General features: G+C 66.5%; 22 protein-coding genes and 1 riboswitch. Of the genes, 5 read left to right on the top strand and 17 right to left on the bottom strand.

The window, feature by feature from the left end; all coding sequences use genetic code 11:
- From SPHV1_RS14960 to SPHV1_RS14905, 12 genes are all read right to left on the bottom strand, one after another.
- Window positions 1-960: zinc-binding alcohol dehydrogenase family protein (locus tag SPHV1_RS14960; protein ID WP_054946836.1), on the bottom strand; the 960-nt coding region annotated here is incomplete at its 3' end.
- 132 nt (window positions 961-1,092) lie between these two features.
- Window positions 1,093-1,518, bottom strand: coding sequence for a VOC family protein (locus SPHV1_RS14955; protein ID WP_054946835.1), 426 nt, complete (start codon window positions 1,516-1,518; stop codon window positions 1,093-1,095).
- 62 nt (window positions 1,519-1,580) lie between these two features.
- A complete protein-coding gene (locus SPHV1_RS14950; protein WP_054946834.1) occupies window positions 1,581-2,720 on the bottom strand; it encodes an acyltransferase in 1,140 nt (379 codons plus the stop codon).
- 271 nt (window positions 2,721-2,991) lie between these two features.
- Window positions 2,992-3,753 (bottom strand): TorF family putative porin, encoded by a 762-nt coding sequence (locus tag SPHV1_RS14945; RefSeq protein WP_139383878.1) that lies wholly within the window; start codon window positions 3,751-3,753, stop codon window positions 2,992-2,994.
- Between the two features lie 19 nt (window positions 3,754-3,772).
- Entirely contained in the window at window positions 3,773-4,201 is a 429-nt protein-coding gene (locus tag SPHV1_RS14940) for a hypothetical protein (RefSeq protein WP_054946832.1), read from the bottom strand.
- 200 nt (window positions 4,202-4,401) lie between these two features.
- Window positions 4,402-5,799, bottom strand: coding sequence for a dihydrolipoyl dehydrogenase (gene lpdA / locus SPHV1_RS14935; RefSeq protein ID WP_054946831.1), 1,398 nt, complete (start codon window positions 5,797-5,799; stop codon window positions 4,402-4,404).
- Between the two features lie 121 nt (window positions 5,800-5,920).
- Window positions 5,921-7,150, bottom strand: a complete 1,230-nt coding sequence (gene odhB, locus SPHV1_RS14930; protein WP_054946830.1) for a 2-oxoglutarate dehydrogenase complex dihydrolipoyllysine-residue succinyltransferase — start codon at window positions 7,148-7,150, stop codon at window positions 5,921-5,923.
- 8 nt (window positions 7,151-7,158) lie between these two features.
- On the bottom strand, window positions 7,159-10,011 hold the full coding sequence (locus tag SPHV1_RS14925) for a 2-oxoglutarate dehydrogenase E1 component (RefSeq protein WP_054946829.1): 2,853 nt from the start codon (window positions 10,009-10,011) through the stop codon (window positions 7,159-7,161).
- Between the two features lie 185 nt (window positions 10,012-10,196).
- Window positions 10,197-11,087 (bottom strand): succinate--CoA ligase subunit alpha, encoded by an 891-nt coding sequence (gene sucD, locus SPHV1_RS14920; protein WP_054946828.1) that lies wholly within the window; start codon window positions 11,085-11,087, stop codon window positions 10,197-10,199.
- Between the two features lie 121 nt (window positions 11,088-11,208).
- Window positions 11,209-12,171 (bottom strand): malate dehydrogenase, encoded by a 963-nt coding sequence (gene mdh, locus SPHV1_RS14915; RefSeq protein WP_054946827.1) that lies wholly within the window; start codon window positions 12,169-12,171, stop codon window positions 11,209-11,211.
- 505 nt (window positions 12,172-12,676) lie between these two features.
- Entirely contained in the window at window positions 12,677-13,057 is a 381-nt protein-coding gene (locus SPHV1_RS14910) for a hypothetical protein (protein WP_054946826.1), read from the bottom strand.
- Window positions 13,058-13,194: 137 nt separating this feature from the next.
- Window positions 13,195-14,391 carry a cell wall hydrolase gene (locus SPHV1_RS14905; protein WP_082431024.1) on the bottom strand — a complete coding sequence of 399 codons (1,197 nt, stop codon included), beginning with the start codon at window positions 14,389-14,391 and terminating at the stop codon, window positions 13,195-13,197.
- 168 nt (window positions 14,392-14,559) lie between these two features.
- Window positions 14,560-14,756: riboswitch (cobalamin riboswitch) on the top strand.
- A 95-nt stretch (window positions 14,757-14,851) separates the two neighbouring features.
- Between SPHV1_RS14905 and SPHV1_RS14900 the strand changes: the two genes are divergently transcribed.
- The 4 genes from SPHV1_RS14900 to SPHV1_RS14885 are packed head-to-tail and all read left to right on the top strand — an operon-like array spanning window position 14,852 to window position 19,360.
- Window positions 14,852-16,684, top strand: coding sequence for a TonB-dependent receptor domain-containing protein (locus SPHV1_RS14900; RefSeq protein ID WP_054946825.1), 1,833 nt, complete (start codon window positions 14,852-14,854; stop codon window positions 16,682-16,684).
- Window positions 16,681-17,631 carry an ABC transporter substrate-binding protein gene (locus SPHV1_RS14895; RefSeq protein WP_054946824.1) on the top strand — a complete coding sequence of 317 codons (951 nt, stop codon included), beginning with the start codon at window positions 16,681-16,683 and terminating at the stop codon, window positions 17,629-17,631. Before SPHV1_RS14900 ends, SPHV1_RS14895 begins: the two co-directional genes overlap by 4 nt.
- Window positions 17,628-18,593, top strand: a complete 966-nt coding sequence (locus SPHV1_RS14890) for an iron ABC transporter permease (protein WP_054946823.1) — start codon at window positions 17,628-17,630, stop codon at window positions 18,591-18,593. The genes SPHV1_RS14895 and SPHV1_RS14890 overlap by 4 nt, the downstream gene beginning before the upstream one ends.
- A complete protein-coding gene (locus tag SPHV1_RS14885; protein ID WP_054946822.1) occupies window positions 18,590-19,360 on the top strand; it encodes an ABC transporter ATP-binding protein in 771 nt (256 codons plus the stop codon). Before SPHV1_RS14890 ends, SPHV1_RS14885 begins: the two co-directional genes overlap by 4 nt.
- Window positions 19,361-19,462: 102 nt before the next feature.
- Here the strand turns inward: SPHV1_RS14885 and SPHV1_RS14880 are convergent, their stop codons facing one another.
- From SPHV1_RS14880 to SPHV1_RS14875, 3 genes are all read right to left on the bottom strand, one after another.
- Window positions 19,463-21,637, bottom strand: a complete 2,175-nt coding sequence (locus SPHV1_RS14880; protein ID WP_082431023.1) for a M3 family metallopeptidase — start codon at window positions 21,635-21,637, stop codon at window positions 19,463-19,465.
- A gap of 256 nt (window positions 21,638-21,893) precedes the next feature.
- Entirely contained in the window at window positions 21,894-22,058 is a 165-nt protein-coding gene (locus SPHV1_RS25505; protein WP_176167925.1) for a hypothetical protein, read from the bottom strand.
- A gap of 55 nt (window positions 22,059-22,113) precedes the next feature.
- Window positions 22,114-22,542 (bottom strand): Rrf2 family transcriptional regulator, encoded by a 429-nt coding sequence (locus SPHV1_RS14875; protein ID WP_054946821.1) that lies wholly within the window; start codon window positions 22,540-22,542, stop codon window positions 22,114-22,116.
- 91 nt (window positions 22,543-22,633) lie between these two features.
- On the opposite strand from SPHV1_RS14875, the gene SPHV1_RS14870 reads away from it, so the two are divergent.
- Entirely contained in the window at window positions 22,634-23,086 is a 453-nt protein-coding gene (locus tag SPHV1_RS14870; protein ID WP_054946820.1) for a globin domain-containing protein, read from the top strand.
- 10 nt (window positions 23,087-23,096) lie between these two features.
- Here the strand turns inward: SPHV1_RS14870 and SPHV1_RS14865 are convergent, their stop codons facing one another.
- Both SPHV1_RS14865 and SPHV1_RS14860 read right to left on the bottom strand, forming a co-directional pair.
- Window positions 23,097-23,663, bottom strand: coding sequence for a septal ring lytic transglycosylase RlpA family protein (locus SPHV1_RS14865; RefSeq protein ID WP_054946819.1), 567 nt, complete (start codon window positions 23,661-23,663; stop codon window positions 23,097-23,099).
- Between the two features lie 2 nt (window positions 23,664-23,665).
- Window positions 23,666-24,552, bottom strand: an 887-nt coding sequence (locus tag SPHV1_RS14860) for a M20/M25/M40 family metallo-hydrolase (RefSeq protein ID WP_156367359.1), incomplete at its 5' end; no start/stop codon positions are given.

Below are 24,552 nucleotides of genomic sequence, written 5' to 3'. Positions count from 1 at the left end.
GGGGCGCATGACGACGCGTCCGAAGGGTTGGCCTTCCATGACGAAGCGATGCGCTTCCTCGACCTCGCACAAGGCGAATTCATGCTCGATCGGCATCTGGATTTCGCCCCGGGCAGCGCTTTCGAGCAATTCCGATACGACGGCATGGCCGCGCGGGGTGTGCATGGCATGAGCGATCGAAATGCCGGCGACGTTCAGCCCGTGCATGATCATCTCCAGATAGCCGAACTGGGGCATCCGGGCGCTGGCGACACCGGCAATCGCGTAGCGGGCTCCCGGACGCACGGTCTGGACGATGGAATCCTTTTCCATGCCGGCGCCGGAGTCGATGACGAGGTCGAAGCCCTTGCCGAAGGTGATTTCACGGAAGCGCTTGACCCGGTCGGGATCGCGATAATCGATGGCATGGTCCAGCCCGAGCGGGGCGATGCGAGACAGGCGTTCGTCGCCAAGGGCGGTGCCGGTGACCTTGGCGCCCGCGGCCTTGGCAAGCTGGACCGCGGCGATGCCGACGCCCAGCGTCGCGCCGTGGACCAGCACGTCCATGCCCGGCCGGACCTGCCCGAAGGCATGGAGGCTGTCGTGCGCGGTACCGAAGGTGAGCGGGACGACGGCGGCAAGGGCAAGGTCCATGCCTTCGGGAACGTGCCAGACGCTGCCCTGCGGCGCGGCGAAAAGCTCGGCATGGCTGCCGCCGAAATTGAAGCCGACGACGCGGTCGCCGATGCGAAAGCCGGTGACGGTGCTGCCCAGTGCTTCAACCGTGCCCGCCGCCTGGCATCCGGCGATATGCTGCTGATCTTCGAAAGGGATCAGGTGTCGGCAGACCATGTCCATCCCCTCGACGGAAATGTAATCTACCCGGATCAGCACGGCGTCTTCGGCCAACTGCGGATCGGGCACGGATCCGTAGCGCAGGACCTCCGGTCCGCCGTTTTCCAGATAGTAGGCCGCCTTCACCCCAATCCCTCTGCAATGCTTTGCAACATGTTAAATAGGAACGGGGTTATAATCACTTCAAGTGACATATCAGCAATTTAACTTAGCTGGGTTAGCAAATTCTGTGGACGGCTTCCGGTCTTCGCCCGCCGATCAGTCGCGCGCGAAAAGCTGGCCGAGATCCGCGAAGGCTTTCATTTCAATGGCATTTCCCGATGGATCGCGAAAGAACATCGTCGCCTGCTCGCCGGGCTGACCGGGAAAGCGCACGTGCGGGGCGATGACGAATTCCATGCCGCCTGCGGTCAGCCGATCCGCCAGTTCGTGCCATTGGTCTAGCGTGAGGACCACGCCGAAGTGCGGGACGGGGACGTCATGGCCATCGACCGGGTTTGCGCCGGCGTCGGGCGGGGTCATGTCCGGCACGCAATGGGCAACGATCTGGTGTCCGAAGAAGTCGAAGTCGATCCACTCGTCGCTGCTGCGCCCTTCCGGACAGCCCATCAGGTCGCCCCAGAAGCTCCGGGCGGCCGCAAGGTCGTGGACGGGGAAGGCGAGGTGGAACGGGCGCAGCGACATGGCGGCAGAGTTACGGGCAAGGCACGGTGAGGCCAAGCGCGATCTGCGCTCCGACCGGCCTGTCAGGGCGCTGCGTATTCCTCCGCCCGGACCTGGCGCGCAAGCTTGCGTCGGCCGAAGCGGGCGATCACGGCGCGGCCCAGCGACTGTCCCGGACGCTCCACCAGCCGATAGGTCGCATAGGCCAGCCCATAGGCGATGGGCGCGGTGATCGCGAAAGTCAGGGCGAAGCGGGCGGCTGCGGGGATGTCCTGCGCCCATCCCTCGATGGTCCAGGCGGCCACGCGGTGGAGGATCAGCAGATGGACGAGGTAGACCCCGTAGGACAGTTCGCCCAGCCAGTGGAACGGCGGTGCGCCCAGCAGCCGGGAGAGCCGGTCGATCCACGGTATCGCCCGCCAGTGCACCAGCGCGAAGAAGCCGAGGAAGATGCCCTCGCGCACGACGAGATGGAGCAGGTCAGTCTTGCCGCCGACCGGGATGGCCACCAGCGCGGCGGCAACTACGAGGCAGGCCCCCGCATTTCTCTCCAGCGCCGCCGCGATCAGCATGCCGGCCGCGAACAGGTGCATCTTGAGCGGCAGGAAGGAGGGCATCGGATAGGCTGCGCCCAGCGCCCCGGTCAGCAGGGCGATCGATACCGCGAGGATCGAGACGCACAGCGCGGTTCCGATCCAGCCGAGCCGGCCGGCAAGGAGCACGGCGAAGGGAAACACCGCGTAGAACTGCATCTCCAGCCCCAGGCTCCAGTCGGGCAGGGGGGTGCGGAAGGCATATTCGGGCAGGATTCCGAACAGGTAGGTTACGTGAAGCAGGACGTTCGAGGCGCTGGCGTCGGTATAGCGTTCCGGCGCCTGCAGGGGCTGGCCGAGGAAGCTGTCGATCAGGACACGGTCGGCGTAGATCGCCTTGCCCGCCAGCAGCGCGGCGGCGAGCAGGACGAAATAGAGCGGGGAGATCCGGAAGAAGCGCCGGGTCCAGAAGGCAGCCCAGGTGGCGGGGCGCACCCAGTCTTCCCTGTCCTTTCGCAGCTGGAACTGGAAAGTCATCAGGAAGCCGGACAGCAGGATGAACAGGTCGACGCCCAGGTCCGGCTTGCCGAGGATCGGGAGGGAATAGCCGGTAAGGATCAGGCAATGGCCGATCAGTACCCACAGCGCGGCAAGGCCGCGCAGGCCGTCGAGACATTCGATCCTGTTCAAACGCTACTCCTGCCCTGCGCCGTGGGGCCTCTTGCGGCGGTGCGACCCGCGATCCGGGCCGGTGCAGGGCATCGCCCCGGGGCCGGCCCCGGAAAGCGAACTCGCCGATCGGGGCGGCGCTTTCCATCGGCTTTCGACCGATGGAGGCGCAGCCTCGGGTAAACGAGTGGCGGGAGAATGCGTTCATCGGCTCGCCGCGCGCAGGCAAGCATTCGGCGCGCGGCGAGTGTCCCGGGAATCCCCCGCAGGCTGGCCCTGCGGGGGCAAGGGGTTAAAGGGAGACGCGCGCGTAGGCGCTCAGGCGTTCGCCGGTGCCCTTGTCGCCATATTCCACGGCTGCGGCGCGGTGCCGGTCGATCGAGGTGTCCGAGTAGAGCACGCCCACCGCAATCGGCCCGAAGCTCTGCTCGGCGCCCACGTACCAGTTGGCGTAGTTGCCGTCCGGACGCAGGCGCGTGCTCCTGGCATCGCCGTTCGAATTGCCGAACGCATAGCCGCCGCCGGCATAGGCGGTGATCGGCGTGCCGGGCAGGCCGACGCCAAGGTCGGCGCCGGCATGGCCATAGCTGCCGCCGATGGCATCCTGAGACGGCGCGTAGCTGACACTCAGGGCCAGTTGTGCCGGTCCCAGCGTGCGGGCTGCGCGCCCTTCCAGTTCCACGTAGTCCAGGTTCTTCGCGCCATCATCGGCCCCGGCAAACAGGTGACCGGCAATCCCTGCGGAAAGATCCCAGCCCGCCGCCGAGGTGGAATAGCGCGGGGCGATGGTGAAGCCCCAATCGCTGCCGCCGTGACGCCGGCTGCCGCGCAGGGTGGCGACGCTGGCCGAGATCGAGAGATCATGGCTCAGGGCGAGCGTGCCTTCGGCGCGCAGGGCCGGGGCGCTGTCGCTCCAGCTCAGGCCGTCCTCGCGATAGTCGGTCGTGGCCTCGATGCTGGCGCCGGTCTGCTCCATGGATTGCGCACAGGCCGGGGCGGATGCGAGGATGAGCGGCAGGGCAACGGCAAGGGCGTAGTGTGGGTTAAGGGACAAGTCTTTTCCTTGGTTCGATTCAATTGACGGCCAGCGAACGCACCGCCTCGATGGCGGCAAGCGCAGACGGGCGGTCCGCTTCTGCAGCAGAGGCGAGGAATTTCAAGATCTTCCCGTGATGTGCGGCCACCAGCTTCTCGAGACGTTCCGTTGCGTTCGCGCAGGGGCCGTATGCGGTCTGTCCGAGAACCTTGGTGGGGGCAATCGTGCTGGTCAGCGCCGGCGTGTTCGCGCCCATCTTGATGTGGCGCTCGACGGAGACGGTAGCGGTGAGATCGCAGCGGGTGCTGTGGGCGCGGGTGGGGGCGCCCGTCCTGCGGACCTTCGCATCGGTCTCGATCACGCCGCGATACTCAACGGCATGGTTCGCACCGCTGTGGTGGATGTCGATGGAGTGGGTGGGAGCGGTTGCAGCGACGAGGGCAAGCGGAATCAGGGCCAGCGACATATCAATCCATCTCTATCTGCTTAAAAATCAGGCAAGAGTGATCAAAAAATGATCATGCCCCGGATAGAGCCGCTTCAATTCCCGATTGTTTCCCGAAAGTCTCGTTGTCGTGCTGCACGCGATCCGCACCGGTAGCCGAAAAGACAAAAGGCCGGCGCTGCGGGGCAGCACCGGCCTTCATGTCAGTCTGCGATGGACGGTCAGATGTGGATCGGCTTGCCCGTCACTGCCATCGCCGCTTCCTTGATCGCTTCCGAATGGGTCGGGTGCGCGTGGCAGGTGTAGGCGATGTCTTCGCTGGTGGCGCCGAATTCCATGGCCTGCGCGGCCTGGGCGATCATGGTGCCGGCGACCGAGGCGATGCACCACACGCCGAGCACGCGGTCGGTCTCGGCATCGGCGATCACCTTCACGAAGCCGTCGGGCTCGTGGTTGGTCTTCGCGCGCGAATTGGCGAGCATCGGGAACTTGCCGACCTTGACCGCACCGCGTTCCTTGGCTGCTTCCTCGGTCAGGCCGACGCCGGCGATCTCGGGGAAGGTGTAGACGACGCCGGGGATGACATCGTGGTTCACGATGCCGGTCAGGCCCGCGATGTTCTCGGCTACGGCAATGCCTTCGTCCTCGGCCTTGTGCGCGAGCATCGGGCCGGGGATGACGTCGCCGATGGCCCAGACGCCGTCGACCTTGGTCGCGAAGTCGTGGTCGGTCTCGATCTGGCCGCGCTGGTTCAGCTCAAGCCCGATCTTGTCGAGGCCGAGGCCTTCGGTGTTGGGACGACGGCCGATCGAAACGAGCACCGCGTCGGCCTCGATCACTTCGGCATCGCCGCCAGCGGCAGGCTCGACGGTGACCTTGGCCTTCTTGCCCTTCACCTCGACGCCGGTCACCTTGGTGCCCAGCTTGAGCGTCATGCCCTGCTTCTTGAACAGCTTGCCCGCTTCCTTGCGGACTTCGCCGTCCATGCCGGGCAGGAGCTGGTCGAGGAATTCGACGACGGTCACTTCCGCGCCGAGACGGCGCCAGACCGAGCCGAGCTCGAGGCCGATCACGCCGCCGCCGATGACGACCATCTTCTTGGGAACCGAGGCCAGTTCCAGCGCGCCGGTGGAATCGACGACGACGCCCTTGTCATTGTCGATCTCGACGCCGGGCAGGGGCGTGACCGAGGAGCCGGTGGCGATGACGATGTTCTTGGCGGTCACCGACTTGCCGGCGACTTCGACGGTGTGCGCGTCCCTGAACTGCGCATAGCCCTTGAGCCAGTCGATCTTGTTCTTCTTGAACAGGAACTCGATGCCGCCGGTCAGGCCCTTCACCGAATCCCGGCGCTGGCCGTGCATGGCCTCCAGGTCGAGTTCGGGCGTGACCTTGACGCCCAGCTTGGTCATCGCGCCGCTGGCGGCCTGCTCGAAGTATTCCGAGGCATGGAGCATCGCCTTGGAGGGAATGCAGCCGACGTTGAGGCACGTGCCGCCCAGCGTCTCGCGCCCTTCGGCGCAGGCGGTCTTGAGGCCGAGCTGTGCGGCGCGGATAGCGGCAACGTAGCCGCCCGGGCCGGCACCGATGACAAGGACGTCGTAATCGTAATCAGCCATGTGAGGCCTCCGTACGCTCGTGCCCGAAGCAGGTGCGGCACGAGGGGAAAATAGTCATTTCAGCACAAGTGAAAACCCCGCCCGGTCCGTCGATCCTCGAAGGTGGGCGGGGTGATCGGGATCAAAGGTCGATCAGGAGTCGGGTGGGATCCTCGATCGCTTCCTTGATGGTCTTGAGCGCGGTGACCGCCTCGCGACCGTCGATGATGCGGTGATCGTAGGACAGGGCGATGTACATCATCGGCCGGATGACGATTTCGCCGTTGCGCACGACCGGACGGTCCTCGATGCGGTGGAGGCCCAGCACTGCCGACTGCGGCGGGTTGATGATCGGAGTCGACATCAGGCCGCCGAACACGCCGCCGTTGGAAATCGTGAAGGTACCGCCCTTCATGTCTTCCATGGTCAGCGTGCCTTCCTTGGCGCGCTTGCCGTAGTCGGCGATGGCCTGCTCGATTCCGGCGAAGCCCAGCTTGTCGCAGTCGCGCACGACCGGAACGACGAGGCCGTTCGGGGCCGAGACCGCGATCGAGATGTCGACGTAGTCGTGATAGACGATCTCGTCGCCGTCGATCTGCGCGTTGACCGCCGGGATGTCCTTGAGCGCAAGGACCGAAGCCTTGGCGAAGAAGGACATGAAGCCGAGCTTGATGCCGTGCTTCTTGGCAAAGACGTCCTTGTACTTCTCACGCGCTTCCATGACTGCCGACATGTCGACGTCGTTGAAGGTGGTGAGGAGGGCGGCATTGTCCTGCGCGCTCTTGAGGCGCTTGGCGATGGTCTGGCGCAGGCGCGTCATCTTGACGCGTTCTTCCTTGCGCGCCGGCGCTGCAGCGGCGACCGGAGCGGCTGAGGCAGGCGCGGAAGCCGGCTTGTTCCTGGCGGCCGCGATCACGTCGTCCTTGGTGATGCGCCCGTCCTTGCCGGTGCCCTTGATGGTCGAGGGATCGATGCCGTATTCCAGCACCGCGCGGCGCACGGCCGGCGAGAGGACCGAGGCGCCCGAGAGGGCCTCTTCGGCGGCGACCGGCGCGGCTGCCGGTGCAGCAGCGGCGGGAGCCGGCGTTTCGGCCTTGGCCGCGGCTTCCTTCTTTGGAGCCGGGGCGGCGCCCGAACCTTCCTCGATGGTGGCGATCAGCGCACCGACGGTGACGGTGTCGCCTTCGGCGGCGAGCTGCTGGCCCATGGTGCCGGCGTGCGGCGCCATGACGTCGATGGCGACCTTGTCGGTCTCGAGGCTGGCGATCGGCTCGTCAGCGGCAACCGCCTCGCCGGGCTGCTTGAGCCACTGGCCGATGGTGGCCTCGGATACGGATTCGCCGAGCGTGGGGACCTTGACTTCGGTGGACATGGGTTATCTCAAGCCTTCTGCTTGCGTCGGAGTTCGTCACGGACGGAAAGGTGGAGTGCTTCGGCCACCAGCGCAGCCTGTTCGGCGGCATGGCGCTTGGCAAGGCCGGTTGCGGGCGAGGCCGAAGCGTTGCGGCCCGCGTAGCGCGGACGGCACGAGGATACGCCGGCTTCCTTGGCGGATTCCTCGATCAGCGATTCGACGAAGAACCAGGCGCCGTTATTCTTCGGCTCTTCCTGGCACCAGACGATCTCCTCGAGGTTCTTCATGCGCGAGAGGCGCAGGGCCAGCGGTTCGCCCGGGAAGGGGTAGAGCTGCTCGATGCGGATGATCTGGGTGTCGTCGATCTCGTTCTGGTCGCGCGCTTCGAGCAGGTCGTAGGCGACCTTGCCCGAACACAGGATGACCTTCCTGGTGTTCTCGTCGCTCGGCGCCTTCGGGTCCGACAGGATGCGGAAGAAGTGGCCTTCGCCCACGAAGTCCGAAGCCGGAGACTTCGCCATCGGATGGCGCAGCAGCGACTTGGGCGTCATGATGATCAGCGGCTTGCGGAACGGACGGTGCATCTGCCGGCGCAGCACGTGGAAGTAGTTGGCCGGGGTGGTGATGTTGCACACCTGGATGTTGTCCGAGGCGCAGAGCTGCAGGTAGCGCTCGAGGCGGGCCGAGGAGTGTTCCGGACCCTGGCCTTCGTAGCCGTGCGGCAGCAGCATCACGAGGCCGTTGGCGCGCAGCCACTTGGCTTCCGATGCGGCGATGTACTGGTCGATGATGATCTGCGCGCCGTTGGCGAAGTCGCCGAACTGCGCTTCCCACAGGACCAGGGTCTTCGGATCGGCGCTGGCATAGCCGTACTCGAAGCCGAGCACGCCATATTCCGAAAGCGTCGAGTTCAGCACCTCGAAGCTGCCGTGGGGCAGGGTGTCGAGCGGGGTGTACTTGCGCTCGGTCTTCTGGTCGACCCAGACGGCGTGACGCTGCGAGAAGGTGCCGCGTTCGCAGTCCTGTCCGGACAGGCGCACGCCGTAGCCTTCGGAGACGAGGCTGCCGAAAGCGAGCGCTTCGGCCGTGGCCCAGTCGAAGCCTTCGCCGGTCTTGAACATCTCGTCCTTCGCCTGGATCACGCGGGCGAGGGTCTTGTGGATGGTCAGGTCATCGGGAACCGTGGTCAGCGTGCGTCCGAGGCTGTCGAACAGCTTGCCCTCGATGCCGGTGTGCACGTTGCGGCGTGCTGTTTCCGGATCGACCGGCTTGTTGAAGCCGCTCCAGCGCCCGCCGAACCAGTCGGCATGGTTGGCCTTGTAGGTCTTGGCCGCCTCGAATTCCTCTTCGAGGTGATTGTTGAAGGCTTCCACCGTCTCGGCAAGGAAGGCGTCATCGATCACGCCTTCGGCCTTCAGGCGCTCGGCGTAGATGGTGCTGACCGAGGGGTGCTTCTTGATCTGCGCGTACATCAGCGGCTGCGTGAAGCTGGGCTCGTCGCCTTCGTTATGGCCGAAGCGGCGGTAGCACCACATGTCGATCACGATGTCGCGGCCGAAAGTCTGGCGATAGTCGATCGCCAGCTTGCAGGCGAAGGTCACCGCGGCCGGATCGTCGCCGTTGACGTGCAGGATCGGCGCCTGGACACCCTTGGCGACATCGGTCGGGTAGGGCGAGTTGCGCGCGAAGTTCGGCGTCGTGGTGAAGCCGATCTGGTTGTTGATGACGAAGTGGATGCAGCCGCCGGTGTTGTAGCCGGCAACGCCCGAAAGGCCGAAGCATTCCCAGACCACGCCCTGGCCCGCGAAGGCCGCGTCGCCGTGGATCAGCACCGGCAGGACCTGCTTGTGCTTGGCGCCGGGACCGACATCGTCGCCGATGTCGTCGTGGAAGACCTGATAGGCGCGGACCTTGCCGAGCACGACCGGGTCCACCGTTTCGAGGTGGGAGGGGTTGGGCATCAGGCTCATGTGGACCTTGATGCCGTCGAACTCGCGGTCCGTCGAAGTGCCCAGGTGGTACTTCACGTCGCCCGAACCGCCGACGTCCTCGGGGTTGGCGGTGCCGCCGGAGAATTCGTGGAAGATGACCTTGTAGGGCTTGGCCATCACGTTGGCGAGTACGTTGAGGCGGCCGCGGTGGGCCATGCCGTAGACGATCTCCTTGACGCCCTGGGCGCCGCCGTACTTGATCACCGACTCCAGCGCCGGGATCATCGATTCACCGCCGTCGAGGCCGAAACGCTTGGTGCCGACGTACTTCTTGCCGAGGAACTTCTCGTACTGTTCGCCGCGCACGACGGCCTGAAGGATCGCCTTCTTGCCCTCGGGGGTGAACTCGATTTCCTTGTCGGCGCCTTCCATCCGATCCTGGAGGAAACGGCGTTCCTCGACATCGGCGATGTGCATGTATTCGAGGCCGACCTTGCCGCAGTAGTTGGCGCGCAGGATCCGCACCAGTTCGCGCACGGTGGTCCACTCGAGGCCGAGGTTGCCGCCGACGAAGACCGGACGGTCGAGCGCGTCGCCGGTGAAGCCGTGGTACTCGGGGGTGAGGTCTTGCGGCAGCTTGCGCTGGTTGAGGCCGAGCGGGTCGAGGTCCGCCGCCAGGTGACCGCGCACGCGATAGGTGCGGATCAGCATCATGGCGCGGATCGCGTCGGCGGCAGCCTGGTCGAGGCTGGCCTGATCGACCTTCTTGCCGCCCTTGGCGGCGGCCTTCTCGATCTGGACCTTGAGGGCCGTGGGATCGAGGCCCTGGGTGAGGTCGTCCTCGAACTCGGCGCCTACGCGCGGCCAGTTGTTGCGCTGCCAGCTCGGTCCGGGCTGGGGGCCGTCCATGCCGAGGTCCGGAGTGAAATCGAGATTTTCGTTGCCCATCGGAATCACCTTACCTCGTCGGATTAACAGCCCGACGTTACCGAGCAATCAGTTGGAAGCCGGCTGGTTCCCGGGGAGGAAAACCTGGCTGGCCATCTATGCAGTTATAATTCTGCCTGTACTTGGCGACCCGGCGCATGGCCAGGCGGGGCGTGCCCCGCCAGACACATGCGCCGACCTGATCGTCAGGCGAATTCCTTGAGGGCTTCCACAAGGGTTTCACCGAGCAGCGAGGGGCTGGCCGCAACGCGGATGCCAGCTTCTTCCATGGCTGCGATCTTGTCTTCGGCGCCGCCCTGGCCGCCCGAGACGATGGCACCGGCGTGGCCCATGCGGCGTCCCGGAGGGGCGGTGCGGCCCGCGATGAAGCCGGCCATCGGCTTCTTGCGGCCACGCTTGGCCTCGTCCTTGAGGAACTGCGCGGCTTCTTCTTCGGCCGAGCCGCCGATCTCGCCGATCATGATGATCGACTTGGTCTCGTCGTCGGCGAGGAAGAGTTCGAGCACGTCGATGAAGTTGGTGCCGTTGACCGGGTCGCCGCCGATGCCGACTGCGGTGGTCTGGCCAAGACCGGCGTTGGTGGTCTGGAACACCGCTTCATAGGTCAGCGTGCCCGAGCGCGAGACCACGCCGACCGAACCCTTCGAGAAGATGTTCGCGGGCATGATGCCGATCTTGCATTCACCGGGAGTGAGCAGGCCGGGGCAGTTCGGGCCGATGAGGCGCGACTTCGAACCGGTCAGGGCGCGCTTGACGCGGACCATGTCGAGCACCGGAACGCCCTCGGTGATGGCGACGATCAGTTCGATTTCGGCATCGATGGCTTCGAGGATCGCGTCGGCGCAGCCCGAAGGCGGAACGTAGACGCACGAAGCGTTGGCGCCGGTCACGGCCTTGGCTTCGGCGACCGTGTCGAACTGGGGCAGGCCCAGATGGTCGGTGCCGCCCTTGCCGGGGGTGACGCCGGCAACCATCTGCGTGCCGTAGTCGAGCGCGGCCTGCGTGTGGAAGCTGCCGGTCTTGCCGGTCATGCCCTGGGTTATGACCTTGGTATTCTTGTCGACGAGAATGGACATGGATCTTTTCCTGTTCCTGAACGTGGAAGCAGCCGGTTAGGCTGGGGAGGTTCCAAGAAACTATTTGCGTCGTGCGATACTGGCGAGATTGTCAGGCCAGCATCGCGCGACGGATATTTCCTCAGGCCAGCGAGCCGTCGATGCCCTTGCAGGCGACCAGCAGTTCCTTGACCGCGTCGATCGAGACCTGCAGGCCGGCCTTGGCCTTCTCGTCGAGCGAGATCTCGATGACTTCCTCGACGCCGTCCTTGCCGATCTTCACCGGCACGCCGACGTAGAGACCGTCGACGCCGTACTGGCCGTCGAGGTAGGCGGCGCAGGGCAGGATGCGCTTCTGGTCGCCGAGGTAGGATTCAGCCATCGCGATGGCCGAGGCCGCCGGCGCGTAGAAAGCCGAGCCGGTCTTGAGCAGGCCGACGATCTCGCCGCCGCCGTTGGCAGTGCGCTTGACGATCTCGTCGATGCGCTCCTGGGTCGACTTGCCCATCTTGATGAGGTCGGGAACCGGGATGCCCTTGACGGTCGAGTATTCGACGACCGGGACCATGGTGTCGCCGTGGCCGCCCAGCACGAAGCTGGTGACGTCGCGGACCGAAACGCCGAATTCCCAGGCGAGGAAGGTCGAGAAGCGTGCCGAGTCGAGCACGCCGGCCATGCCGACGACCTTGTTGTGGGGCAGGCCGGAGAATTCGCGCAGCGCCCAGACCATCGCGTCGAGCGGGTTGGTGATGCAGATCACGAAAGCGTCGGGGGCGTACTGCTTGATGCCTTCGCCGACCGACTTCATGACCTTGAGGTTGATGCCCAGCAGGTCGTCGCGGCTCATGCCCGGCTTGCGGGGAACGCCTGCGGTGACGATGACGACGTCGGCGCCGGCGATGTCGGCGTAGTCATTGGTGCCGGTGATGGCGGCGTCGAAGCCTTCGACGGGACCGCACTGCGACAGGTCGAGAGCCTTGCCCTGGGGGATGCCTTCGGCGATGTCGAACAGGACGATGTCGCCCAGTTCCTTCTGCGCAGCGAGGTGCGCGAGGGTGCCGCCGATGTTGCCGGCGCCGATAAGGGCAATCTTCTTACGAGCCATGATGCGTGCTTGTCCTTCCCAATGGCGGGACCTCGGACGTAAAAGGCGGCCTGCTTTGTCCCGCATAAGGCAGGTGCCGTCAGTTGCGAAGGGGGCCCTACGCCCCTCTCAACGACATTGCAACCGCGAAACGACGCGGACAGGCCACAAGCTTGCACTTTTAATTGATAACAGTTCGCAATTGCAATAGCGGCGATCAAACAAGCCGTTCGAGCGCGATATTTCAACGATTTGGCAAGGTTTGTGCGAGTCTTGCGCCGCGCGGGACATGTCTCTTGCCGATCCCGGGGCATGGCAAGAGGGCCGGGCCGAATTGCCCGAAAGGTGGGTCGTACAGACCTCGGTGCCTCTCCGACGCGTTGATTCGGACTGCCCGTCGTCCAGTCGGTCCAAGGATCGGTCGTCGTGCGCAGGGGATGCTGCGCACGTGCGGCTTCAACAGGCCCGAAGCGGGTTGCAGGTGCCGGACGGTGGAGTGATGGCGTACCCCGGGGCGGGCGTGAGGTCAGCCGTGGCGGGCGATCTTGCGGGCCAGGGCGTCGGCCATGCGGCGGTCGAGCTGGCGGCAGATCGAGATCCACCAGCGGCAGCTTTCCTCGTCGCTGGCGGCCTTGGCGGCTTCTGCATTTTCGCGCGCATGGGCAGCGGCCGAGAGGCCGTGGCGGGCGAAGTGGCGCAGGGCCTCGGTCAGCATCCGCTGGTCGTTCGCCGCCTGCATCGGCAGGTGCATCTGTTCGGAATAGGCGGCGATGGCCCGGCGGGCGGAGCCACCGAGGATGGGCTTGCAGCCGTTGTCGTTGACCGCACCCAGGGGGGCGGAGGGACACAGGGCACGAACAATCGCAGGGCTCTTTCCGCCATAGGCAGCGGCAAAGCGGATCGTCATGTCAGGCAGGCCCTTTGTGTCGTTGTTCTGATCTGGACCCTTATGGCAGTCAGGCTCTAAGCCTTTGTAATGGCCTATGGTTGCCGAATTCTTGCCGGGGCGTCCCGATGCCCCGAAAGGGGACGGATTGCGCCGGTTCAGCTGCCCGGCTGGGCGATCCAGCGGCCGCTGTTGGCGTATTGCGGCTTGATGTCGCCGGTCTCGGGCAGCTTCTGTGCGCGGTAGAGCGCATCGCCGCCGCGCTCGCGAATGGCATCGGAATAGAGCGGGACGGGCGCGGCTCTGGTTGGGGTCGCTGGCGTGTCGGCTGGACTTGCCGCGGCCGTGAACGATGCGTCCTGCGCAGCGAACTGGCGCTGGATCGCCACCGGATCGAGCGTGTCCGCCGCAGCCGCGGCGAGGGCGGCGGTGTCGCGACGGTGCGGCGCGGCAACCGGCTCGCCGCCGAGGTAGGCGAAGCGGAAGGCGCCCGGGCGGCCCGCTGCACCATGGAAGCTGTAGAAGCGATGCGCCCCGATGGTGCCGAGGTAGTCGAGGCTCGCGGCCCAGTAGGGATGGACCTGCACGGTGTGGTAATGCGTCGCCAGGCCGACGGGCGCATAGACGTAGCCCGACAGGGCGGCGCGCGCGACCTGCATCGCCCGGTCCCAGAAATAGCGCGAGGGCTTGCGGGCGAGCGAGCCGTCGCAGGTGAACGAAAACTGGCAGCCGCTGGCGCGTTCCGATCCTTCGTAGACCACGCCGCAAACGGTGCCGGGATAGGCCGGGTGGGCCACCCGGTTAAGCACGACCTGCGCGACGGCGCGCTGGCCGGCTTCGGCCTCGCTTGCGGCTTCATAGTATATGGCTGCGGTCATGCACTGCAGGGCGCGGGTGCGGTCGACGCCGCTGGCATCGATGTTGAGCGGGCGGGCAAGGGGCCGGGTTCCGCTCGCCGCTGCCGCAGCATCCCCGGCATCGGAATGCACGCCTTCGCCTGTCTGCAGGGGCGCGGTTTCCTGTTCGAGATAGTAGAAGGCGGAGCCCGGAAAGCTCGATCCGGCGCGCTCGAAGGGCATCGGCTCGAGGGTCTGCGCCTCGGCCGAGGCATCGGCGATGGAGAAGCGGCCCCAGTTTCCCGGCGAAGCGAAGGCGGGCAGGGCGATCGCGGCAAGGCCGGCAAAGCCTGCCGCCCAGCGCCGCTGCAGATGGGCGCGGTGGGCGTGGCGGTTCCTGCGCCCGCGCTCGAACCGGGCCGCGAAGTCGCGCGGGGGCGCCTCGCTTTCGCCGATCGGGGCAATCAGGGCAGGTGGCTCGGTCAATCGGTTCCTTTCGGTCGCCGCGTCAGCGTGCATCGGCGGCGCATCCTGCGCCTAACCCGCTTCGCGATCTGGCGCATCCGGCCTGTCACGGCCGTCCCGAAGCGATACACCGCGCCCTTTTACCCTTAACCGGTAAACAAATCTCTCGCGCGATCAGGTGCTTGCGTTGCCGCGCTTGCAAGGCCTGCAACGCCGCAGTATCCGCCCGGCCACGTCACGGGTTGTCCGGCTTGCCGGACCGAAGAGGGAAGCCGGTTCAAATCCGGCGCTGTCCCCGCAACTGTGACCGGGGAGTTCCGTCCCGAATGGCCACTGGCGGCTTGTGACAAAGCGCCGGGAAGGTGGGGCGGCGCGACGATCCGGGAGCCAGGAGACCTGCCCGAGATGGTCGTTCCGCGCCGGGCGGGTTGGACCGGAATGCAGCGAGTCATGCGCCGATACAGGTGCAGCCTCAGCCACGAGCGACACTTCGTTCAGGTTGGAGGTTTTGTACGTGAAGTATCTGTTTCTGCTCGGCACCGCGCTTGCCGTTTCCACGCCCGCCCTCGTTTCCCCGGCCCTGGCCGACGAGGTGGACAACACCATCGTCGTCACCGCCACGCGCACCGAGACGCCGCTGAGCCAGGTGGGCCAGTCGGTAAGCGTCGTCACCCGCGACGAGATCGAACGCACACAGGCGACGCAGGCGACCGAGGTGCTTGAGCGCCTGCCGGGCGTGACCGTTTCGGGCACCGGCGGCTTCGGCCAGATCACCAGCGTCTTCCTGCGCGGTGCGGAAAATGCCCAGAGCCTCGTGCTGATCGACGGTGTGCGCATCAACGATCCGGGCGATGTGGCCGGTGGCTTCGATTTCGGCGGTCTCACCATCGGCCAGTTCGACCGGGTCGAAGTGGTTCGCGGCTCTTCGGGCGTCCTGTGGGGCAGCCGTGCCATCGGCGGCGTGATCAACTTCATCACCGCGCGCCCGACCGAACAGTGGACTGCGCGTGCGCAAGCCGAATACGGCTGGCGCGACCGTCGACAGGTTGGGGCTTCGGCTGCCGGCTTGCTCGGTCCGGTCGGCCTGACGCTGGGCGGCAACTGGCTCGAGGGCGACGGCTATTCGGCCTACAACGAGCGCCGCGGCGCGACCGAGAAGGACGGCTTCGAAAGCAAGAGCGCCAATGCCCGTGCCGAAATCGAGCTGGCCGAGGGGCTGAGCGTCGACGCCGGCGGCTATTACACCAAGGCCGATTACGGTTATGACGATACCGGCGCCGATGCGCTCAATTTCGGGCACAAGCGCGATACGCTGGGTTACGCCAACCTGCGTTATGCCGGGCTCGACGGTCGCCTGACCGCGCGCCTGGGCTATGGGCTCACCGACACCCGCCGCATCTCCGATCACGAGATCTACGGTCCTTATACCACCAACGGCCGGAACGAGCGGGTCGAGGGACAGGTGACCTTCGCGCCGGTGGACCTCGTCAGCGTCCTGCTCGGCGCGGAGACAGAGACATCGAAGTTCTCCGATAACTTCGGTTCGAAGGACCGCACCTCGATCGACAGCTACTTCGGCATGCTGACGCTGCACCCGGTTTCGGGTCTGACGCTCAACGGCGGCCTGCGCTACGACGACCAGGCCGATTTCGGCCACCGCACCACTTTTGCGGCCAACGGCGCCTGGGCACTGGGCGAGGGCGAGGACGCGCCGGTGATCCGCGCCAGCTACGGCGAGGGCTTCAAGGCGCCATCGCTCTACCAGCTCTACACCAACGGCACTTTCAACCCGCTTGAGCCCGAGACCTCGAAGGCCTGGGACGCCGGGGTGGAACAGCCGTTCGCCGAGGGCAAGGGCCGCTTCACCCTGACCTGGTTCGACCGCAAGACGCGCAACCAGATCGATTACGACTTCGCGAACTGGAACTACTACAACGTGGGCCGCACGCGCGCGAAGGGCATCGAACTGGGCATGGTGGTGACCGACTGGGAGGGCTTCGATCTGAACCTGTCCTACACTTACCTCGATGCGAAGAACGAGCTGACCGGCGCGCGCCTTGCCCGCCGTCCGCAGAACAACTTCTACGCCAGCCTCGACAAGACCTGGGGCCTGGGGCTGCGTCTTGGTGCCGACCTGCGCGTGGGTGGCAACCGCTGGGACGATCACGCGAACACGCAGTTCGTCGAGGGGCACGTCGTCGTCGGCCTGCGCACGTCCTATCCGGTCACGCCCAACGTCGAGGTCTATGGACGCATCGAGAACCTGTTCGACGAGCACTACGAAGTGGTGCGCAGCTACGGCACGGCCGGCCGTTCGGCCTATGCCGGGGTTCGGGTGAAGATGTGACCTTGCCGCTTCCCCCGCAGTCCCGGTGGACCCGAGGGAAGCGTCTGGCGCGGGGTCTTGTCCGCGCCGGGGTCCTTGCGCTGGCATGGGCCGGCATATCCGGCTGCGGGGGCGGCTATACCGAGGCCGCCCCCGCAGCCGGGCCGGGCGATCCGGCCCATCCGACCATCGTCTCGCTCAATCCCTGTACCGATGCGATCCTTGCCGAAGTGACCGGGCCGGGGCAGCTGCTGGCGATCTCAGGATACAGCCACGATGCCCAGTCCACTTCGATGGACCTCGACAGGGCGCGCCGTTACCGCGCGGTTTCGGGCACGGTGGAGGAAGTCGCGGCGATCGGCCCGAAGGTCGTCGTCGCCAGCAGCTTCCTGCCGCCCGCGACGGCCAGCGCGCTCGCGGACCTGGGCTTCAGGGTGGTGAAGATCCCGATCGCGCCGGACCTCGATGCCGCGCGCGACCAGATCCGCGAGCTGGCGGGCCTTGCCGGCCATCCCGAACTGGGCCGTCGCCTGATCGGCCGCATCGACGGGGCGCTGGCCCGCGCCGCGCCGCCGCGGGGCGCGGCTGCGGTCCCGGCGCTGGTCTGGGAATCGGCAGGGCTCGTCGCGGGGGACGACACCCTGATCGTTGACATGATGGAGCACACCGGCTTTACGAATGCGGCCAGTGCACGAGGGCTTTCGCAGGCCGATTTCCTGCCCCTCGAAGAAGTGCTGGCCGATCCGCCGCGCGTCGTCTTCGCAGTTGGCAATCCGCTGGCCGAAGAGGACCGCATGCTCCACCACCCCGCTCTCGCGAGCCTGAGCCGCATGAAGCGTTTTCCGCTCGATCGTTCGATCCTCTGGTGCGGTGGCCCCACGATCCCGCGCGCGATTGACGCGCTCGCACGGGCACGGCGCGAACTGGACCGGCAGGACGTGGCGGCGCGGACGGCACGGGTGCGATGAACCCGCGCCTCGTTCTCCTGCTTCTGGCCGGCCTGCTTGTGGCCGTGCCGCTTTCGCTGCTGGCCGGACGCGTGTGGATCGATCCCTTTTCGCCTGCAGCGCACAATGCCTCGATCATCCTGATGCAGCTGCGCCTGCCGCGCGCGGTTCTGGCGCTGGCGGTGGGAGCGGGGCTGGGTGCCGCCGGGGCCGCGATGCAGGGCTTCCTGCGCAATCCGCTGGCCGATCCCGGGCTGTTCGGCATTGCACCGGGCGCGGCGCTGGGCGCGGTGCTCAGTTTCTGGACCGGCTATGCCGCCTCGCCGTGGCTGCTGCCGGTCTTCGCGCTGGCCGGGGCCTGCGGGGCGATGACGCTGCTGGCGCTGATTGCCGGTCGCAGCGGCGGCGTGGCACTGTTCACGCTGGCGGGCCTGATGGTCTCCAGCCTTGCCGGCGCGCTGATGAGCCTGGCGATCAGTCTGAGCCCGTCGCCCTTCGCGATGACCGAGATCGTCACCTGGACGATGGGTTCGCTGGCCGACCGCTCCTGGCGCGAAGTCTGGATCGCCCTGCCGCTCACCGCCGCCGGGATCGGCGTGCTCATGGCCGCGGGGCGCAGTCTCAATGCCCTGACGCTGGGCGAAGCCGCCGCGCGGTCGCTGGGGGTCGAACCGTTCCGGCTGCAGGCGCTGATGATCGCCGGCATCGGCCTGACGGTCGGCTCGGGCGTCGCCGTGGCCGGGATCATCGGTTTCGTCGGCCTGATGGTGCCGCACCTGGTCCGCCCGTTCACCGACCATCGCCCGTCATCGCTGATCGTCCCGAGCGCGCTGGCTGGCGCGCTGCTGCTGCTCATTTCCGATTGCCTGTGCCGCATCCTCCCGCTGGCCGGGGGCGAGCTGCGCCTCGGCATCGCGCTCAGCCTGCTGGGGACGCCGTTCTTCCTGCACCTCCTGCTCAAGATGCGCCGGGAACTGGCATGAGCCTCGGCGTCAGCAACCTCGTCGTGAAGGGACGGCTCGACGGCGTTTCGTTGCAGTGCCGTCGCGGGCTGGTCACCGCGATCTGCGGCCCCAACGGGGCGGGCAAGTCGACGCTGCTCTCGTGCATGGCCGGACTGCTGCGGCCCGACATGGGCGATGTCCTGCTGGGCGAACGGCCCTTGTCCCGCTGTTCGACGGCCCAGCGCGCGCAGTGGATCGGCTATCTGCCGCAGTCGCCAGAAGTGGCCTGGGATGTTTCGGTCGAAGTGCTGGTGTCGATCGGCCGCCTGCCGTGGAAGGACGCCCCGGCGAAGGAAGCGCAGGACGCCATCGACGAGGCGATTGCCGCGATGGACCTGGAAGCGCTTCGCCATCGCCCGGTCTCGCGCCTGTCGGGCGGAGAGCGGGCAAGGGCGCTGATGGCGCGCGTGCTGGCGACCCGGCCCGGCTGGGTGCTGGCCGACGAGCCCTTCGCCAATCTCGACCTTGCCCATGCCGCCGCGCTGATGCGCCGCTTTCGTCAGCAGACCAAGGCCGGGCGCGGCGTCGTGCTCGTGCTGCACGACCTGGCGACGGCGATGAACCACGCCGACCAGGTGCTGGTGATCAAGAACGGCAAGGTCGAGGCCGAGGGGCCGCCGGAAATCGCGCTGGCCCGCGATGTGATCCACCGCGTGTGGAACTGCCCGGCGCGCTGGCTGGGCGATCCGGGCGAGCGTGCCCTGTCGCTGGGGCAGCCTTCGCCGTTCACGCTGGATTCGCGCTAGGCCGGGGACAGCGCCGGTTCCTCGACAGGTTCCGGACAGGCGGGCATCGCGGCCCGCAACTCCTCCCCGTCGCGAAGGACAGGGAGGAGATCGCAGCGAGCCTTACCGGCCCTTCGAAACCAGCCCGCGGGCTTCGAGCATCGGTTCCACTTCCGGATCGTGTCCGGTAAAGTCGCGGTACATTACCGCGTAGTCCTTGCTGTGGCCCTGACCCAGGAAGCTGGCGCGGATGTGGTCGCCATTGGCGCGGGTCATGCCGCCGTGCTTTTCCACCCAGTCCCAGCCGTCATGCGCGAGCATTTCGGTCCAGATGTAGGCGTAGTAGCCCGCCGAATAACCGTTGCTCCAGATGTGCCGGAAGTAGGGCGTGCGGTAGCGCGGCGGGATGAGGTCGGTGCGCAGGCCCATCTCGGCGAGGGCCTTGCCCTCGAAAGCTATCGGCGGCTGGCTGGCCTGCTCGGGAGTGAGGCGGTGCCAGTCCATGTCGAGCATCGCCGCCTCCAGCGTTTCGCCAAGGCCGAGGCCCTGATTGAACCTTGAGGCCGCCTCGATCTTCCCGATCAGCTCGGGCGGGATCGCCGCGCCGGTCCGGTAGTGCTTCGCGTAGTGGTTGAGCACTTCGGGAACCGTGGCGAAATTTTCGTTGAACTGGCTGGGGAACTCCACGAAGTCGCGCGCGGTATTGCTGCCCGCAAGCGAGGGGTACTTCTGGCTGGCGAACATGCCGTGCAGGGCATGGCCGAATTCGTGGAACATCGTCGTCACGTTGTCCCAGGTGGCGAGCGCCGGCTGGCCCTCGGCCGGGGGCACGATGTTGAGCGTGTTGAAGATCACCGGCTTGTCGCCCGTCAGGTACGACTGCTCGACGAAGTTGCCCATCCACGCGCCGCCCTGCTTGTTGGGCCGGGCGAAGGGATCGAAGTAGAACAGGGCCAGCTCGCTGCCGTCCTTGTCGTAGACTTCGTACGTGCGCATCGTCGGATGATAGACCGGAAGGTCGGTGCGGCGCTTGAAGGTGATGCCGTAAGTCTTGGTGGCGGCATGGAACACGCCGTCTTCCAGCACCCGCCAGACCTCGAAGTACGGCTTGATCTGCGCATCGTCGAGATCGTACTTCGCACGGCGCACCTGCTCGGCGTAATAGCCCCAGTCCCACGGTTGCAGGGCGATGTCGTCACCATGCGCCTTCGCAAAGTCCTGCAGTTCCTTCGCTTCGCGGGTCTGCGCGGCGGACAGGGCGGGCACGAAGCTCTGCATGAAGCTCATCGCCTTGGCCGGGCTGGTCACCATGCGGTCGTACATCTGCCAGCTGGCGAAGTCGGGCTTGCCGAGCAGCGCTGCCTTCTTCGCGCGCAGGGTGGCGAGTTCGGAGACGATGCCGGTGGTATCGTACTCGCCGCCGCTGGAGGTGCGGTTCACGCTCGCCTCGAACAGCGTCTTGCGGCTGGCGCGGTTCTTGAGCTGCGACAGTGCCGGGTGCTGGGTGAAGTTGAGCAGGGCGATGGCGTACTTGCCCTTCAGGCCCTTGTCCTCGGCATGTTTTGCAGCCGCGGCGATCGCGGCTTCGGGCATGCCGTCAAGCTGCGCGGCGCTGTCGAATACGGGGTCGGCGGCGGCGGTGCCTGCGGTCAGCTTCTGCGAAAACTCGGTCTCCAGCGAGGCGAGGCGCAGATTCATCTGCTTGAGCTGCGCCTTTTGCGCAGGGGCCAGCAGCGCGCCTTCGTGGACGAAGTCGGCATAAGTCGTTGCCAGCAGCATCGCGTCCTCGCCGGTCAGCGCCTTGCCTTGCGCGCTGTCATGCACCGACTTGACCCGGGCGAAGAGCTTTTCGTTGAGGTACATGTCATCATCGAGCGCGGCGAGCTTGGGCGACATCGCGGTATCGACTGCGTCGAGCGTGTCGTTGGTATTGGCCGAAACGAGCTGGTCGAACACGTTGCGCACGCGGGTCAGCAGGCTGCCTGCCTTTTCCAGCGCGACGATGGTGTTGTCGAAATCGGGCGCGGCCGGGTTGTCGGCGATGGCCGCGATCTCGGCGCGCTTCGCCGCGATCCCGGCCTCGATGGCGGGATGGTAGTCGCTGTCCCCGATCGATGCGAAGTCGGGGGCGTGGAAGGGCAGGGTGGACGGCTTGGCGAAAGGCCCGGCATAGGTCGTTGCCGCATCGCCGGCCGCGGCCTTCGGGGCGTCAGTTGCGGCGGACACGGTCGTGCAGCCACTCATCAGCATCGCCCCGAGAACGACCGGGGCGGTGGCTGTCATCAGCCGGATTTTCATGGAACAACTCTCCTGGGTGCCGGCATCCCCGGACCGGGGGGAACGCGCGGCAAACAGAGGCGGCGCGGGGGGATGCCGTTTCGGTCATGGCCGCGGTTTGAACCGCAGAAACCATGGCTTTGCAAGCCCTTGAGAGCCGTTCGTGCAAGGGTTGCGCAAGTCGGGTGGGCGGTGTTTCAAAGACTGTGCGCCCCCTGCGCCAGACGCACATTTGTTGCGTCGGCGGAAACTGCGAAGGGGGCGGTCGGTCCGGGCGTCAATTCTTCTTGAAGTGCCCGCCGGACCAGACTTTCATTTCTTCGCCGCCTTCGTTGTCGCGCACATGGTCGTCGCGCTCGCGATCGAAAATCAGCGAGCCGGTCCTGCGCGGGTCGCTCTTGCGGCGATACGGGATCTCCGGTCCGATCTTGGTTGCGTCCATTTCGTTTTCTCCTCTCGCATTGAGGAGAACGCGCGCAGGGTGCGATTGGTTCCCGTCAGGCGGGCGCGGCCCTGGTCGGCAGGCGTGATTCCACTGCGGCTTCAGCCAGCGTCTGCTTGTCCAGTTCGGCAAGGAAGGCATGGACCGCCCGGTCGAGCGGCGAGATCAGGCCGCAGTGGCGCTGCATGACGCACGATCCGCAGTCGGCAGGCTGCAGGTTCGGTTCGGTGAGCCGCACGACATCGCCGAGGCGGATGTCTTCGGCCGGCTTGCCAAGGCGAAAGCCGCCGCTGCGTCCGCGCACGGTCTCCAGAAGGCCCGCATTGCCCAGCGCATTGACCACTTTCATCGCATGATTGCGCGAGATCGCGTGGGCATAGGCCACATCCGCGATCGAAAGCAGGGCCTTGGGATCCTGGGCCTGCGTCAGCGCGGCGTGGAGCAGGATGCGCAAGGCGTAGTCGGTGTGCGCGGTCAGGCGCAAGGCGGGTCTCCGATAAAATGATGCTTTCTATTTACATCTTTTGGCGGCGCTGTATAGATGCATCCAGTTTGCATCTTTTAGGGGATTCGTCATGGCAGCACCGCTTTCCGAACAGACTATCGCCATCGTCAAGGCCACCGCACCCGTGCTCCAGCAGCATGGCGTGGCGATTACCACCCGCATGTACGAACGCCTGTTCGTGAACGAGGAAGTGAAGGCCATGTTCGACCAGGCCGCGCAGGTCTCGGGCGAGCAGCCGCGCCGCCTCGCCGCCGCGATCCTGGCCTATGCGCAGAACGTGGACAAGCTGCAGAACCTCACCGCGCCGGTGCAGCGCATGGTCCAGCGCCATGTCGAAACCGGGGTGAAGGCCGAGCACTACCCCTACGTCGCCGATGCGCTGCTCCCGGCGATCCGCGACGTGCTGGGCGATGCCGCCAGCGACGAAGTGCTGGCCGCCTGGGGCGAGGCTTACTGGTTTCTCGCCGACATCCTGATCGGCAAGGAAGCCGAAGCCTACGCCGAGCTCGAAGCCGCCGAATAAGTCCGGCGCTTCAGCGCGAGCCGACCCCGCGGGCGAACTGGGCCTGCAGGTCGGCAAGCGTGCGCTCCGGGATCGGCGGCAGCTTGCGCGCGGCCTTGCCTTCGCGCAGGGCCGCGCGGTAGCGTTCGTTCGGCTCGACCACCCGCACCCGCACAGCCGCCTTGCCCTTGGCGCGCACGCCGAGCAGCTCGGCCGCTCCGCGCGAAAGGTCGATGATCCGCGCGCTCTCGCCAAAGGGACCGCGATCGTTCACCCGCACGAGAATGCGCTGCCCGGTATCGAGTGAGGTCACCTCGACATAGCTGGGCAGCGGCAGCGTCTTGTGCGCGCCGGTGACCCAGTCGGGCCGGAAACGCTCGCCGTTGGCGGTCTGGTTGCCGGACTCGTTGCCGTACCACGTCGCATAGCCGAGCATGTCGTAGCGCGGATCCGCGGCGGGCGTATAAGTCACGCCGCGGACCTTGTAGGGCGGGCCGATGCGCACCGGCGTGTCGCTGACGGGGCGGAACTTCACCCCGCCACCGCAGGCCGAGAGTGCAAGGACCAGCAGCGTGCCGATCGGGAGCCGCAGGCGCATGGCTACTGCCGCACGCCTTCGCTCTTTTCACGGATCGCCCTGAACTCGGAGCCGGGCTTCCACTGCGGCCACTTGCCCGAGTTCGCCAGTTCCTCGCCGATGGTGCCGATCAGGTCGATGTCCTGCACCGCCCCGTCGAGGTTCCAGTCGCTCGACCACGCATCGCAGGCCTGGTGATAGCAGTTGCCGGTATAGGCATCGATCCACGCCTGACCCGCAGCGGTGCCGCCCTGCTTGAGGTCGGCCGCCCCGGCAATACCCATCAGCAGCATCACCGGCACCCCGCGCTTGGCGAAGGAGAAGTGGTCGGCGCGGTAGAACAGGCCGCGCTCGGGCAGGCTTTCCTGCGTCACCGTGCGCCCCTGCGTTGCCGCGATGCGCGCCATGTCGTCTTCCAGCGTGTCCTGGCCCTTGCCCACCAGCACGACATCGTTCGCCGCGCCCGCCGTCTGCAGGATGTCGATGGCAAGGTTCGCGACCGTCTTTTCCATCGGATAGACCGGGTTTGCGGCATAGAACTCCGAACCGAGCAGCCCGCGCTCCTCCGCCGTCCACGCCGCGAAGACGACGCTGCGCTGCGGCGCGGGCGCGGCCTTCATGGCGCGGGCGATCTCGAACATCGCGGCGATGCCCAGTGCATCGTCGTTCGCCCCGGCGCGGTAGATGCGCCCCTGCGCGTCGGGTTCGCCCTTGCCGTAGGCGTCCCAGTGCGCGCCGAACATCACCACCTCGTCGGCGCGGGTCGTGCCCGGGATGCGCGCGAGGACGTTATGGCTGGCGATCTGCTCGTGAGTTACCGGCACGTCGGCAGCGAAAGTCACGCCTTTCAGCGGCACCGGACGGAAATCGGGCCGCCGCGCCGCCGCCGCTAGTCTGGCAAGGTCCAGCC

Origin of the sequence: Novosphingobium sp. KN65.2 (assembly GCF_001368935.1) — a bacterium.
In the GTDB taxonomy this organism is placed as follows: Bacteria; Pseudomonadota; Alphaproteobacteria; order Sphingomonadales; family Sphingomonadaceae; genus Novosphingobium; species Novosphingobium mathurense.
Note: the sequence above shows the minus strand (reverse complement) of the source record. Positions and strands in the feature narration are given on the sequence as shown.